Origin of the sequence: Moraxella sp. K23, from assembly GCF_041154765.1 — a bacterium.
GTDB classification, from domain to species: Bacteria; Pseudomonadota; Gammaproteobacteria; order Pseudomonadales; family Moraxellaceae; genus Faucicola; species Faucicola tetraodonis.
Genome location: NZ_AP031595.1, coordinates 1,301,166 through 1,314,825, shown reverse-complemented (window position 1 = coordinate 1,314,825; position 13,660 = coordinate 1,301,166). Strand labels below are relative to the sequence as shown.

The following is a 13,660-nucleotide window of genomic DNA, read 5'->3' as shown; positions in this document are numbered from 1 at the left end:
TGGCATTGATGGCAATTATTTATGGCAATCATGCGTAGCGTCTTTGCCGCAACATTTCATACAGACACAGTGACCCTGCTATCGCCACGTTTAGGCTTTCTTGACCATTGGGCTGGGGTAGGGCGATCGGGGCAGATTGACTAAGTAACCTCTCATCGACGCCTTGTCCTTCATGTCCCATAATCAAGGCTAGCGGTTGTCTCAAATCAGTCTGATAAATAATATGATCGGTATGTGAGCTCGTGGCAAACATCGGCACTTTGACCTTCATCAAAATCTCATCTACGCTGATGCCTTCATAAATCGTTAAACTAAAATTTGCCCCCATGCCCGCTCGCAAGGTTTTGGGCGACCACGCCGATGCGGTGCCCATCGTACAGACAATGGTTTTAATTCCCACCGCTGAGGCGGTGCGAAATAGTGTACCCAAATTGCCATTATCCTGCACGCCATTGATGATTAAGCAATCGCTGGTAATGGGCTGATTAAAGTCTAAATGCGGCATATCAATCATCGCCATGATGGGCAGGCTCTCGCCCAGCGTGCGAATCTCTTTATACAAATTATCGCTAATCGTTAACGTTTTCACATTGTTAAGACGATTTAATAGCCCAATAATTTCGTCATTGTGCAAACCGCTTTCGCTGACAATCACGGTGTCAGGCGTGAGACCAGTATTTAGATACGCTTCAAGCAAATGTGTGCCTTCTATCACGGTTTTGCCCAGTTTTTTACGCTGGCGCGACCCAGTGAGTAGCGCATGGGCAGTTTTGATGGTTGGGTTGTCTTTTGAAGTGATGAGCATTATTTGACTTCTTCATGTAATTTTTTCACATATTCAACTTCGTTTTTTGCCCCCAGTACCACAGGCACCCGCTGGTGGATACTGGTCGGCTCGATATCCAAAATACGGTTGATAGCATCGGTACTCATACCACCCGCTTGCTCAATCAGCAAGCTCATCGGATTGGCTTCATACATCAGACGCAATTTACCTGGTTTATCAGGGTGTTTGGTGTCAAACGGATAGCTAAAAATCCCCCCACGGCACAAAATACGGTGAATATCGCCCACCATCGCCGCCACCCAGCGCATATTAAAGTCTTTACCGCGCACGCCAGTTTTACCTGCCGTAAACTCATCAATGTAACGCTGCATCGGTGGCAACCAATAGCGATAGTTGGAGGCATTAATCGCATACTCTTTGGTGTCTGCGCTAATTTGCACTTGGTCTTTGATTTGCACAAACGCTTTGGTGTCTGGGTCAAGACTAAACATGGCGACACCCTTACCAAGCGTGATTGACATCACAGTTGAGGTGCCATACAAAATATAACCCGATGCCAACTGCTCAGTCCCTTTTTGCAAAAAGTCCTCATCCGTCGCAGGGTGACCTTGGCGGTGGTAGGGTAAAATCGAGAAAATTGTACCGACTGCCATATTAATATCGATATTGGATGAGCCATCAAGCGGGTCAAACAGTACTAACACGTCGCCATCTTGATTGGCAGGGGTGGCGTTATCTAATTCTTCAGAGGCCACACCCGCGCAGTGTGGATTGCTGCTCAAAGCGTCTAGTAACAAATCATTGGCAATGACATCGAGCTTTTTTTGCTCTTCGCCCTGCACGTTTTGGTTACCCGCTTCGCCCAAAATATCTGCGAGAGCGCCGCGTTTGAGCAAGTCGCTGATTTGAATGCCGACTTTGGTAATGGTGGTAATGATGTCGGCAACGGCAGGTTGGGCGTTTTGCGCGGCAAGATAAGTTTCAAGATTTGACATAAGTAGACCTTATTATAAAATTATAAATTAACACCCTAAGCCAATCATATACGATTAAGCAGTGTGAATTTAGACCTGATGAATTAAAAAAAATATAGACAATTTGCCGCAAATTGTAGCACTTTTTGACCCGTCTTATCAGCGATAATCGCAAAATATTGGCGTATTTATTCCAGCCGATTTACGGTAAAATAGGCAAAATTTATACAAATAACAACAAATCTAGGTGGCTGATGAATATTTTAAACACCCAAACCCTATCCAACGAAGCGCTACAGAGCAAGCTTGATCAAGCGATGGCAAAGCCAGAACTGACCGCAGCAGGCGATTTGCGGCATTTTATCGGTGTAGAAGGGTTATCCAAAGCCCAGCTGATGGCCATCATCGAAAAAGCCAATGGTTACTTAACCGACAATGCCGGTCGCCCCAATAGCATCCGTAACAGTGATGAGCTTGAAGGCTGTACGGTGATGAATTTGTTCTTTGAGAATTCTACCCGTACTCGCACCACCTTTGATGTGGCTGCCAAACGTCTTGGCGCCAGTGTCATCAGTATCGATATTGCCAAATCCAGTACCCAAAAAGGCGAAAGCTTACGCGATACGCTGTGGAATCTTGAAGCCATGACAGCGGATATCTTTGTGGTGCGTCATTCATCGAGTGGGGCTGCGCATTTTATGGCAACCGAAGTCACCCCAAACATTGCCATCATCAACGGTGGTGACGGCTGGCACGCGCATCCGACCCAAGCGATGCTCGATATGCTCACGATTTATCGTGAAGCGCCAAGACCGTTTGAAGAATTAACGGTAGCGATTATCGGCGATATCAAGCATAGCCGCGTTGCCCGTTCGGACATTGCAGCACTCAAAACATTGGGGGTCAAAGAAATTCGCGTCGTGGCGCCAAAGACATTATTACCAAAAGGCATTGAGCGTTATGGTGTCGGTGTCTATAACGATTTGGACGCGGCGGTAGTTGACTGTGATGTCATCATTGGTCTACGTATTCAAAATGAGCGTATTGGCTCGCCTTTGTTGCCATCGACATCCGAGTATTTTAAAGCGTATGGCATCACTACCGAACGCCTTGCCCTTGCCAAACCTGACGCGCTTGTGATGCATCCAGGACCGATGAATCGCGGTGTTGAAATCTCATCAACTGTTGCCGATGGTGAGCAATCGGTGATTTTAAAACAAGTCAATAACGGCATTGCGGTACGTATGGCGGTGTTGGCACTGGCTATGCAAGGGCAACGTGCCGCACGCAGCGCATCTTAAATTTAGCGAAAAAAATGACAAAGTAGGCAAAACCAAAGTAGGCAAAACAATGACGCTTCAAAATCTTTTACCTGCCAACTGGCAATTTGATACCACGCAGCTTAACCCTATCGACAGCGAGGGCAAATGGCTATTACCGCCGCTGGTGGATTTATGTGCGCGCCTGCGTGAACCTGGGCACCAGTCGCATGGTACACTAAAATCAGAAGGCGCCGCGGCTCGGAAAAACGGTTTTTTGCATGTCGTTATACCACCTGATACCAATCCTGTGCTTGAGAACGGCTCGTTACTGGCAGGCTTGCGGGAGCGGGCTTATCAAGATGGCGGCATCTATCTGCATGTGTTAGGGGCGATGACCGCAGGTCTTGAAGGTGAAAAACCCGCCAATATGCTTGGGCTGAAGCAAGGTGGCATCATCGGGGTCAGCAATGCTCGCCGCAAATTCGCCAATGATGACGTACTACTGCAAGCCCTTGATTATGCAGCGACTTATGACATCAAAGTATTTTTTTACCCTGATGAACCCAGTCTATCCAAAAACGGCGTCGCCCATGATGGCTACATCGCATCTTATCACGGCTTGGCAGGGATTCCTTGGATTGCTGAAACGGTGGCGTTATCCAAGCAGCTGTTGATTGTCGAAGAAACAGGCGTATCGGCACATTTTGGTCAGCTGACCACCAAATCCTCGATTGATTTGATTCGCTGGGCGAAACAAAGGGGCTTGCCCGTGACCTGTGATGTGGCGATGCACCAGTTACATTTGACCGATGATGCCTTGATTGGTTTTAATGCTTTGGCGTATGTGTTGCCGCCCCTGCGTTCCAATACAGACAAAAAAGCGCTGCTAGAAGGCTTGCAAGATGGCACTATCGATGCGATTTGTAGCCACCATGAGCCATTGGCAAAAACCGCTAAACAAGCGCCATTTGCGGAGTGTAAACCCGGTATTAGCAATTTTGATACTTTTATGGGGCTCGCTTGTCAATTGGTCAAAGAGGGTATTTTGACCCCAGCGCAGCTAGTAGAAAAAATTGCACTCAACCCTGCCAAAATCGCTGGCATTGAAGCTAGCTATCATCAAACGGGTGGGGCGGTGCTAGTTGACCCCAATCTGACTTGGACCGTGACAAAAGAATCGATGATATCGCAAGGCAAAAATACGCCATTTATCAATAGCGAACTGACAGGGAAAGTCGAGCAAGTCTATTTTTAGGCTTGTTTGAAGCTTGTTTTAAGTTTGTTTCAAGATTGGATACGGTAATGAATCATGCCAAAGGCATTTAAGCAGTTAGCCCCGACAGTGCCAAATAGGCATCATGCCAAGAATGCTATCATCATGGTCGCTATCTATGAGTTGGTAAAAGGACTGGTAGCGTTAGGGGTGGCGGCTATTATTTTTGTAGGGCATGATAAATTGCAATGGATTGCGCGGGTGGTTTCACAGGCGCTGCATCGTATCATGGGTATGGCACTGCACCACCAAATAGAAGCGCTGAATCACTATGCTTGGGTTGCAAACCAAAATTGGCAAAAAGCCTTTTGGATAGTCGTAGGCTATGCGCTGCTGCGTTTTGTGGAAGCCTATGGTCTTTATCGAGATAAGATATGGGCGTATTGGTATAGTGTTTTGGGCTATGGTGTGTTTTTACCGCTTGAAGTTTATGAGTTATTTAGCCATCGGTTTAATTGGCTTAACTTTTTGATACTGCTAGTAAATATCGTCATTGTTGTGGTGGTTTATCGCAATATGCGCGCCAAAGGGTTATTGGGTAAAAAGATGACACAGGCTTAAGCTATTGATAAAAAAAGCGAGTAAAAAAGGGCAGAGTCTGCCCTTTTTTACTCGCCAAACTAGCTGTTTTTACTTCCCAAACTAGCTGCCGGGTTTATCATCATCCGTGATGATTCTTGGATCTTTTTTTTCAGAGTGCTGTTGAATCTTTTTAGCGATAAAATTAAACGGATTGTAGGGACTTTCTAACACTGCAGCAGGAACAATCTGACGAATTTTAGCCATCACTGCCGTATTGTCACCTTTTGGTTTGTCATCATCCGCTAGGATTTTTGATTGGACTGTTTGGGTGGTGGTAATTTCATTACTAAAACTCGTGTCATCTAGGTTACTGATATCCCAACGCATATTGTCAAAATTATTGGCATTCAAATAATTGTCAATCGCAAATTTATGCTCGTCTGTGGCATTGCCATTTTGTGGGGATGAGGGAGTCGCTTTGTTTTCGCTATGACTGTCGTATTCACTATTACTTTCTTCAAGCGTTTTTAGCGGATGTTTGTCATCTAACCCATTATCATTTGACAGGCGAGTGTGATTATCATGACCTTGCTTAGCAACTGATGATTCATGTGATAATTCATCCGATAACTCATCGTTATTTAGGGCATTAAAATCACGCGGTTGACTCGATAAGCTACCCTGACCTTTAAAATCAAGCGTACCATCAAAGCCAGTCGCTTGCTCGGCGTCAGTTTCTTTGATGCGTTTATCTTCATTGACCACGTCACTGACTTGCCCCCCTGATAGTCCTGAGCCTTCGCGTTGACCGGCTAGTTTGTTGCCTTTACCTTTATCTTTTTTTCCTGTATCTGGCTCGATGTCTTCGGCATTTGGGGTCTGACGCGGTGCGATACTGTCAAAAATACTTGCCATCGATACATCAAAATTATATTTGAGCATGGCTTCACCACGGGCTAAGGTATTAATCCACTGCACAGTCCAAGGCGCGTTATTTTTAAGTTTTCGCAAATCCTTTTCATGCGGTAAAGGATAGGGCATATTTTGATAAAAATCCCAAAAACTATAATCATCGAGCGAGCGTTTAAGCACATATTCATCTTTGTCACTGGTGGTGATGAGATTGTTATCTTGTAAAAAGCTAATATAAGTGTACCAATTTGGCATCTCTTGGCGACCTAGCACATCACGCAGACCGGCTTCGGTGACGACATTGCCTTTTTTATGCTCACGGTATAACACGTTTAGCATATCCATCAAGCTAAACAAGGCATGACGGGGAAAGATTTCTTTGGTCTCAAAAATGGTCAAGCAGTAGCTGATTTGCACCCCAAGCAGGATAATATTCCAAGAAATATAAATCCAAAGTAAGAACAACGGCAAAATCGCAAACGCCCCATACACCGCTTTATAACTGGTAAAGTTGTCAACAATTACGCCAAAGGTGAGTTTTAAGATTTCAAAGATAATCCCAACCACAACACCAGCAACCAGTGCATGTTTAAAACGTACTTGGCAGCGTGGTACAAACCAATACATCGCCACCAAGCCCATTAGTACAATCGCAATGGAGCCGATTTGCACCCAAATCGCCCAGTCAATCCCGTAACCGCCAATTTTTTGATTTAAAAAACTCAGACTTTGCACCGTACTTGAGATAATCATGACGATGGCAAGCACAATAGGCAACAGGGTAATAATCACCCAGTAACGTACAAGATTGAGCCAGCTGGTCTCTTTTTTTTCAACACGCCAAATTTGGTTAAATGCGGCTTCAATCGTCGTCAAAGTGGAAATGGTGGTAAAAAACAAAATACCCACACCGATAATGGTTAAATTGGAGGAATTACTGGTAAATTGGTTAAGATACTTGGTGACCTGTAATCCAGTACTGGGCAAAATATTGCTAAAAATCAAGTTTTGAATCTGCTCACGCGCTTCTGCTAACTGCGGGATGGTGGAGAGAATCACCACCAACAAGGTTAAAATCGGCACAATAGACAGCAGCGTGGTATAAGTCAATAACGCAGCTTTTTGGCTACAATTATCATCGATAAAATTTTTGATAAGGTACATCAAAAACTGCACCCATTTATGTTTAAAAATGGATAATTTTTTTAGTTTGGCAATGAGTTCATTCATAGTAGTTCTTATTGATAAAAAATTTCAAAGTTTGACCATCAAATCGGCGAAAAAGGCAGTGATTGTATGGCAGTATGGTATCATATTCAAAAAAATTGTTTATTGAATTACTGTGAACAGTTTTGGTGTTTTGCAATTGGCAATCTGGCTAGTAGATTGTTTTGACCTTGCTATCAAAATTTATTTACTCAAACTAGCTTGACGTAACAATTATCAAAATTGATGTGAGAAAAAACCATGAGTCAACCTTATATTTTAGTGTTGTATTACAGCCAAAATGGCTCGACCAAAGATTTGGCGTATCTGGTCGCACAAGGTATTGAAGATAGTGGCACAGGCATAGCCGCTCGGATTCGCACGGTACCCAAGGTCAGTAGCGAGACTGAAAAAGTTGCGCCAAGTATTCCTGATGAGGGTGACCTGTACGCCAGCATGGATGACTTAAAAAACTGTGTGGGATTGGCACTCGGCAGCCCCACCCATTTTGGCAATATGGCAGCATCAATGAAGTATTTTTGGGATAATAGCGTCACAATTTGGCTCGCGGGGGATTTGCAAAACAAACCAGCATCTGTATTTACCAGTACGGGTACCATGCACGGTGGGCAGGAGACGACATTAACTAGCATGATGACGCCGCTACTGCATCATGGCATGGTGATTGTGGGAATTCCCTATAGTGAGCCTGCGCTCAATACCACGAGCCAAGGTGGCAGCCCGTATGGTGCAAGCCATGTCAGCGGCGCAAAGCATGACCACATCATGAGCGCGGATGAAAAAACGTTAGCCATCGCCCAAGGTCAGCGTCTAGCCAAAATTGCCAAGGCATTACAAGCGTTATGAGAAAAAAAGACCCACACTCACTATCTGCGCTCAAACCCATTTACCCCATCCACCGACGCTTAACCATAGTATGGTGGGTTTGGCTGGGGTTTCGATTGCTGGCAGTACCGTTATTGACGCATTGGTTGGCAAGTGCAAAGCCTGCTATGGTCGGCGGGATTGCTTGGCAAGCTTTGTGGTTGATACCCGCGCTATTATCAACGCCTTATATCGTGAAAGGCAAAAGCCCATACGCGCTATTGCTGCTAAGTATGCTCACTTTTGTATATTTGGGCGGCAGTGGTATGGTTGCACTAAAATACGGCTATCAAACGCATTGGGGGTTGATGGCTGTCTGGTTGGTGGATTTTGTTTTATTGGGTTTGGTCAATTACTGGTTATTTATTTTGTTAAAACGACTGCCAAAAATGAATGGCTAATTGCCAAAAGAGCGTACCCAAGTCACCCAGTCACGTACGCTCTTTTTATGCTAAAAAATTATGCTAAAACATCGTTAGGCCAACACATCATTTAGCCATTTACCGATAATTTTGAGTTGCGGCATACATACTTGGTGCGCCATCGGATAGCTGTAAAACTGCGGCTGATAACCTTTTGACTCAAGCCATGCTTTGGCTTCTTGCCCAAGCTGTACTGGGACGACAGGGTCTTGTGTGCCATGATGAATGGCAATGTTTAGATTTTTATTGGCATCACTTAAAGTTAGGCTGTCTTTGGTCGCTAAATAAGTCGATAGGGTTAACAGTCCGGCTAATGGTTTGTCATAGCTTAACGCCGTTTGATAGGCGACCGCACCACCTTGTGAAAATCCTGCAATCACGATATGCTCAGGCGATACACCGCGCTCGGCTTCACGCGCGATTAATTCTCCAATCGCGCGGGCGGATTGTTCAATCTGTGCGGTGTCGATTTTGCGGTCCAGTGACATTTCTAAAATATCATACCACGCTGGCATCACATAGCCTTGGTTGATGGTTACAGGAATGGCGGGAGCATGCGGAAACACAAACCGTATGCCATGGTTGCCATCGAGTCCTAAGTCAGGGACGACCGGTTCAAAGTCATGACCATTTGCGCCCAGTCCATGTAGCCAAATCACGGCTCTGTCAATCGGCAAGTTATTAGGGTTGTGAATGACTTCAACCGTTTTTAATAAACTCATAAATTCTCCTTTCATGTGAAACACAAATGTCATAAAAATTAATTGTCATAAAAATAATTAGCCGATAGCTTAAAAATAGGGATAACGCTTGATTTTAGCTTATTCATACCACATTATCTAGGCAATGTTTACCATAAGAATAGCCTAAGTGAATGAAAGAACTTATATCGACTGCTGTACCATTAAATGATCCTCAACTAGACAAGCCCCAAACAGACAAGCACCATGGTGTAAAATTACCTGTCATGGCAAAAGACAGCTATTATCTGTCACGCCTTGCCCAACAATTAAAACAAATCAAAGACAAAGAAAGCGAAGACTATACGTCAAGATTTGACCGCTATCAAAAACAACTCAAACACTCGCAAGACAGGGTGCAAAGCCGTATTGCCAGTCTGCCAACGATACATCTCAACGAAGACTTGCCTGTCAGCCAACAAGCCGATAGACTCATCAAAGCCATCCAAGACCACCAAGTCATCATCGTGGCAGGGGAGACAGGCTCAGGCAAAACCACCCAATTACCTAAGATTGCCATGCTTGCAGGGCGAGGGGTAACAGGGCAAATCGGACACACACAGCCAAGACGATTAGCGGCGCGTAGTGTGGCAAATCGCATTGCTGAAGAACTAGGGGAAACGCTCGGACAGACAGTGAGCTTTAAAGTGCGTTTTACTGAGCAAGGCTCATCCGATTCTATTGTCAAACTGATGACCGACGGTATCTTGCTTGCCGAAATGGCGCATGACAAGTTTTTGAGCCGCTATGATACCATTATCATTGATGAAGCCCACGAGCGCAGTCTTAACATTGACTTTATCATGGGTTATCTCAAGCGTCTATTGCCAAAACGTCCCGATTTAAAGGTAATTATCACATCGGCAACGCTCGACACAGCAAGGTTTAGCCAGTATTTTTCTAGTATTGATAGTAAAACCAAACAAGCGACGCCCGCGCCTGTGTTTGTGGTTGAAGGTCGCAGTTATCCCGTAGAAGTGCGCTACCGTCCGTTGACGGAGGAGATTGTCACAGGTTCGGATGATGATAGCTTTGATGATGTCGAAGAAAACTTGCCGCGAGCGATTACCGCAGCGGTGGAAGAGTGCTACCAAGACGCTGCCAGCAAAGGACATGCTGACCAAGCGGATATTTTGATTTTTGCGGCAACAGAAGCGCAAATTCATGATTTGGCAGATATTTTAAACCAATATGCCCCCCGTCATACCCAGATTTTGCCGTTATTTGCCCGTCAAAGTTTTGCCGAGCAGCAACAGATTTTTCACCCGACAGGCGGTCGCCGCATTATCATCGCCACCAACGTTGCCGAAACCGCCTTGACCGTGCCCAATATCCGCTACGTCATAGATTTGGGATTTGCTCGAATGTCACGCTATGACTATCGCTCGCGGGTACAACGCCTGCCGATTGAAGCGATTAGCCAAGCTGCCGCCAATCAACGAAAAGGTCGCTGTGGTCGTGTCGCGGCGGGCGTGTGTATCCGTTTATATTCAGAAGAAGACTTTACCAGCCGTCCTGAGTTTACCGAGCCTGAAATTCTGCGTACCAATTTGGCGTCGGTGATTTTGCAAATGGCAAACTTGGGTCTGGGTGAGGTAGAAAACTTTGACTTTATCCAGCCACCCGACAATCGACTGGTCAATGATGGGCGTAAACTATTAGAAGAATTGGGTGCGATTGCCACTAAAAAACCTGAAAATAGCCTAAGCATAGCCAATGACAGTGACAATGACAAAGGCAAAGGTCAATCCAAACGCCATCCAAATCAACTCACCAAAGTCGGTCAAATGATGGCAAAAATGCCCATAGACCCTCGTTTGGCACGTATGCTGATTGCAGGTGAGCAATACGGTTGTTTAAAAGAGCTATTGGTGATTGTATCGGGCTTGTCAGTGCAAGACCCTCGAGAACGCCCGAGCGATAAGCAAACCCAAGCCGACCAAAAACACGCATTATTTCGCCAAGCCGACAGCGATTTTTTATTTTATCTCAGCCTTTGGCAGGCAATTCATGGGGCTTTATTTAAAAGCGGTGGATTTAAAAGCGATGGATTTAAAAGCAGTGGTCTTGACCATCAAAAAAATGGAACGCTAGATGATGAAGCCGCGCCAATCGCGCAAAGCCCGTATGAAAACGACAAATTAACCAACAGCCAACGTAAAAGCTTTGCCAAAAAACATTTTTTGAGCTCGCCGCGTTTACGTGAATGGCAACAAACTCATAGCCAGTTATTGCAAATGGTGGATGGCTTAAAATTAACAATCAACCAAGAGCCCGCCAGTTATGTGCCTATTCACCGAGCATTGCTCACGGGTCTGCTGTCGTTTATTGCCCAAAAAGTCAATGATGTCGATAAAAGCGGCAAGCTAATCAAAGCCAAACGCGGGGAGTATGTCACCGCGCGTCAGCACAAAGCCAAGATTTTTCCTGCCAGTACTTTGTTCAAACAAAATCCGCTATGGGTGATGGCATTTGAGGTGGTTGAGACGTCGCAGGTGTTTATGCGTACCGCTGCCAAAATCGAGCCAGAGTGGATTTTGGCGATGGCAGGGGATTTGCTCAAATACCATTATTTTGAGCCGCATTGGTCAGCCAAAACGGGGCATGTCAAGGCATACGCCCAAATCAGCTTGTTTGGTCTGATTGTGGTACACAAACAACTGATGAATTATGAGCGGGTTAATCTTACCGAGTCTCGAGAAATCTTTTTGCGAGATGCCTTGGTCTTGGGCAATTTAAATGCCCCGTCCACAGGCGATGGTAAAAAGGGCAAATTGCCGCCATTTTTGCAGCATAATATAGATAAAGTCGCTGATGTCTCCTTGATTGAAGATAAGCTGCGACGTCGAGACTTGCTGGTTGATGAAGAGCAATTATACGACTTTTATGCCAAGCGAGTGCCTGAGCATATCGCTAGTCGCAAAGTATTTGAAGATTGGCGAAAAGAGGTAGAAAAGACGGAGCCACAGTTTTTATTTTTTAGTGATAAAGATGTGCTCAACGAACAAGCACCTGCTACCCAAGCTTTCCCAGAAACGTGGCAACTGGGTAATCTGAAACTACCCCTGTCGTATATTTTTGACCCGACTAGCGACGATGATGGCGTGACCATTAAAGTCCCGCTCGTTGCCTTACCACAGGTTGATGCGGTTGAATTATTATGGGGTATTGCAGGGTGGCGCTATCAGCTAGTTTTGCAGCTATTAAAGACGTTGCCAAAAGATATTCGCCGGCAAATCGTGCCCGTGCCCGATACCGCCAAACAAATTTTTGATACGCTTGAAAAAAACCACCATGGCGGACTGCTAAGGCAACTGTGCCAAGCCTTAAACCAGCGCGGTGTGCGTGGCGCAAACAACCAATTTGTAGAGCCAAAAGACTTTAACCCAAGCGAGGTTGAAACCTATTTGCAGCCACAAATTGCGCTGGTTGATGACAAAAACCGCCTGATTGAAAAAGGGCGAGATATTGACGCATTAAAACTGCGTCATCAAGTCACCACAAGTCAAGCTGTCGCCAGTGGTAAAGGTGTACATAGCGAGTTTCCCGAGCATTTTAACTTTATGCAAAATCGCCACAGTGCAGGCGTGATGATCAAGCAGTTTTCGGCACTGGTTGCTGATGGACAGCCAAGCTATACCGATAAAAAGGCTGTGTCTATTCAGCAATTTACCGATGTCAGTGTGGCACTCAACAAACACCGTCAAGGCTTGCTTGCTTTAATCGGCAATGAGCTCGGAGCAAAAGCCCGACAGCTTACCAACCAAATTGATAAAAACTTTAAACTTGCCTTTGCCCCACTCGGTGAGCTTGACAGACTCAAAGATTTGCTGATTCATGCCACGCTTGATGCCACTTTTGAAAAATTTGTTGCAGAGTTTGACCATGAAAAATTCACGGCAGGGATTCATGATAAAGAGTTGGTGATTGCCATCAATCAGTTGCCTTTGACGTTGGATGAATTTAACCAAGCCAAAGCCGTGGTGCTTGCCAATTTCTTGAGCGTTGGGCAAAGTGTACTAGCCCAACTAAAATCGGTGTATGAGCAGTGGCAGCAAGTTCGCCAAAAACTGCTACTACTTGACCGTGATATTTTTGAAGAAAGTATCGAAGATATCGAAGACCAGCTCGACGATTTGAGTTTGTCGGATTTTGTGTATCGCATGAGTTATCAAGATTGGCAGCAATATCCGCGTTATTTGCAGGCATTGTTGGTGCGACTTGATAGGCTTGAGCACAATTTGGATGCCGATCTTGATGCCGTGTATCAGCTTGATAAACACATGGAAAGGCTATCTGTTAAGGGTAATGATGAGACAATTATGCCGTATCGTTGGTTGGTTGAGGAGTTTCGGATTCAGCTGTTTGCCCAGCCGATGAAAACCCGCATGCCTGTCTCAGATAAACGCCTAGAAAAATTGTGGGATGAGTTGAATGGTTAACAAAAAAATCCGTCAAAATTTGGCGGATTTTTTATAAAATTTTGATTTAAAATAATTTTCATAAAGTTTGCTTGAACTAAAATCATGACCAATAGTGTTTTTTGCAGGGTATGGCTTATATTGAATAGTCATGATGGGGAGTGCGGCAGTTGGTAGGGATTTTTACAAACAATAGGTTATCAACAATAGATTGATTTTTTTAGCATTTGAAATTTTTACCTATACAGTTAATTTG

At 44.9% G+C, this 13,660-nt stretch carries 10 protein-coding genes; 6 read left to right on the top strand and 4 right to left on the bottom strand.

Annotation, left to right across the window (positions count from 1 at the left end; all coding sequences use genetic code 11):
- Positions 1-28: 28 nt before the first annotated feature.
- Together ACAM37_RS05715 and ACAM37_RS05710 are read right to left on the bottom strand one after the other, a co-directional pair.
- On the bottom strand, positions 29-805 hold the full coding sequence (locus tag ACAM37_RS05715; RefSeq protein ID WP_369625694.1) for a TrmH family RNA methyltransferase: 777 nt from the start codon (positions 803-805) through the stop codon (positions 29-31).
- On the bottom strand, positions 805-1,782 hold the full coding sequence (locus ACAM37_RS05710; RefSeq protein WP_369625693.1) for a class 1 fructose-bisphosphatase: 978 nt from the start codon (positions 1,780-1,782) through the stop codon (positions 805-807). The genes ACAM37_RS05715 and ACAM37_RS05710 overlap by 1 nt, the downstream gene beginning before the upstream one ends.
- A 296-nt stretch (positions 1,783-2,078) precedes the next feature.
- Between ACAM37_RS05710 and ACAM37_RS05705 the strand changes: the two genes are divergently transcribed.
- From ACAM37_RS05705 to ACAM37_RS05695, 3 genes are read left to right on the top strand one after another with little or no spacing between them, the layout of a single operon-like run.
- Positions 2,079-3,062: an aspartate carbamoyltransferase catalytic subunit gene (locus tag ACAM37_RS05705; RefSeq protein ID WP_413816290.1), complete on the top strand. Its 984-nt coding sequence runs from the start codon at positions 2,079-2,081 to the stop codon at positions 3,060-3,062.
- 49 nt (positions 3,063-3,111) lie between these two features.
- The gene (locus tag ACAM37_RS05700; protein WP_369625692.1) at positions 3,112-4,278 is read left to right on the top strand and encodes a dihydroorotase; all 1,167 of its coding nucleotides are present in this window, start codon (positions 3,112-3,114) and stop codon (positions 4,276-4,278) included.
- Positions 4,279-4,332: 54 nt separating this feature from the next.
- A complete protein-coding gene (locus tag ACAM37_RS05695) occupies positions 4,333-4,857 on the top strand; it encodes a DUF2127 domain-containing protein (RefSeq protein ID WP_369625691.1) in 525 nt (174 codons plus the stop codon).
- Between the two features lie 81 nt (positions 4,858-4,938).
- On the opposite strand, the gene ACAM37_RS05690 is transcribed toward ACAM37_RS05695, so the two are convergent.
- Complete coding sequence (locus ACAM37_RS05690) at positions 4,939-6,960, bottom strand: YihY/virulence factor BrkB family protein (protein ID WP_369625690.1); 2,022 nt, start codon at positions 6,958-6,960, stop codon at positions 4,939-4,941.
- A gap of 237 nt (positions 6,961-7,197) precedes the next feature.
- On the opposite strand from ACAM37_RS05690, the gene wrbA reads away from it, so the two are divergent.
- The gene (gene wrbA, locus ACAM37_RS05685; RefSeq protein ID WP_369625689.1) at positions 7,198-7,803 is read left to right on the top strand and encodes an NAD(P)H:quinone oxidoreductase; all 606 of its coding nucleotides are present in this window, start codon (positions 7,198-7,200) and stop codon (positions 7,801-7,803) included.
- A complete protein-coding gene (locus tag ACAM37_RS05680; protein ID WP_369625688.1) occupies positions 7,800-8,222 on the top strand; it encodes a hypothetical protein in 423 nt (140 codons plus the stop codon). The genes wrbA and ACAM37_RS05680 overlap by 4 nt, the downstream gene beginning before the upstream one ends.
- 74 nt (positions 8,223-8,296) lie before the next feature.
- On the opposite strand, the gene ACAM37_RS05675 is transcribed toward ACAM37_RS05680, so the two are convergent.
- The gene (locus tag ACAM37_RS05675) at positions 8,297-8,965 is read right to left on the bottom strand and encodes an alpha/beta hydrolase (protein WP_369625687.1); all 669 of its coding nucleotides are present in this window, start codon (positions 8,963-8,965) and stop codon (positions 8,297-8,299) included.
- A 245-nt stretch (positions 8,966-9,210) separates the two neighbouring features.
- Here ACAM37_RS05675 and hrpA point away from each other — a divergent pair, with 245 nt between their 5' ends.
- On the top strand, positions 9,211-13,425 hold the full coding sequence (gene hrpA, locus ACAM37_RS05670; RefSeq protein ID WP_369626834.1) for an ATP-dependent RNA helicase HrpA: 4,215 nt from the start codon (positions 9,211-9,213) through the stop codon (positions 13,423-13,425).
- Positions 13,426-13,660: the final 235 nt, after the last annotated feature.

Excerpts from the sequence above, each read along its gene's own strand:
- ACAM37_RS05710 (WP_369625693.1), bottom strand. The coding sequence starts at position 1,782 with ATGTCAAATCTTGAAACTTATCTTGCCGCGCAAAACGCCCAACCTGCC.
- hrpA (WP_369626834.1), top strand. The coding sequence starts at position 9,211 with ATGGCAAAAGACAGCTATTATCTGTCACGCCTTGCCCAACAATTAAAA.
- ACAM37_RS05675 (WP_369625687.1), bottom strand. The coding sequence starts at position 8,965 with ATGAGTTTATTAAAAACGGTTGAAGTCATTCACAACCCTAATAACTTG.
- ACAM37_RS05715 (WP_369625694.1), bottom strand. The coding sequence starts at position 805 with ATGCTCATCACTTCAAAAGACAACCCAACCATCAAAACTGCCCATGCG.
- ACAM37_RS05680 (WP_369625688.1), top strand. The coding sequence starts at position 7,800 with ATGAGAAAAAAAGACCCACACTCACTATCTGCGCTCAAACCCATTTAC.
- ACAM37_RS05690 (WP_369625690.1), bottom strand. The coding sequence starts at position 6,960 with ATGAATGAACTCATTGCCAAACTAAAAAAATTATCCATTTTTAAACAT.
- ACAM37_RS05700 (WP_369625692.1), top strand. The coding sequence starts at position 3,112 with ATGACGCTTCAAAATCTTTTACCTGCCAACTGGCAATTTGATACCACG.
- wrbA (WP_369625689.1), top strand. The coding sequence starts at position 7,198 with ATGAGTCAACCTTATATTTTAGTGTTGTATTACAGCCAAAATGGCTCG.
- ACAM37_RS05695 (WP_369625691.1), top strand. The coding sequence starts at position 4,333 with ATGCCAAAGGCATTTAAGCAGTTAGCCCCGACAGTGCCAAATAGGCAT.
- ACAM37_RS05705 (WP_413816290.1), top strand. The coding sequence starts at position 2,079 with ATGGCAAAGCCAGAACTGACCGCAGCAGGCGATTTGCGGCATTTTATC.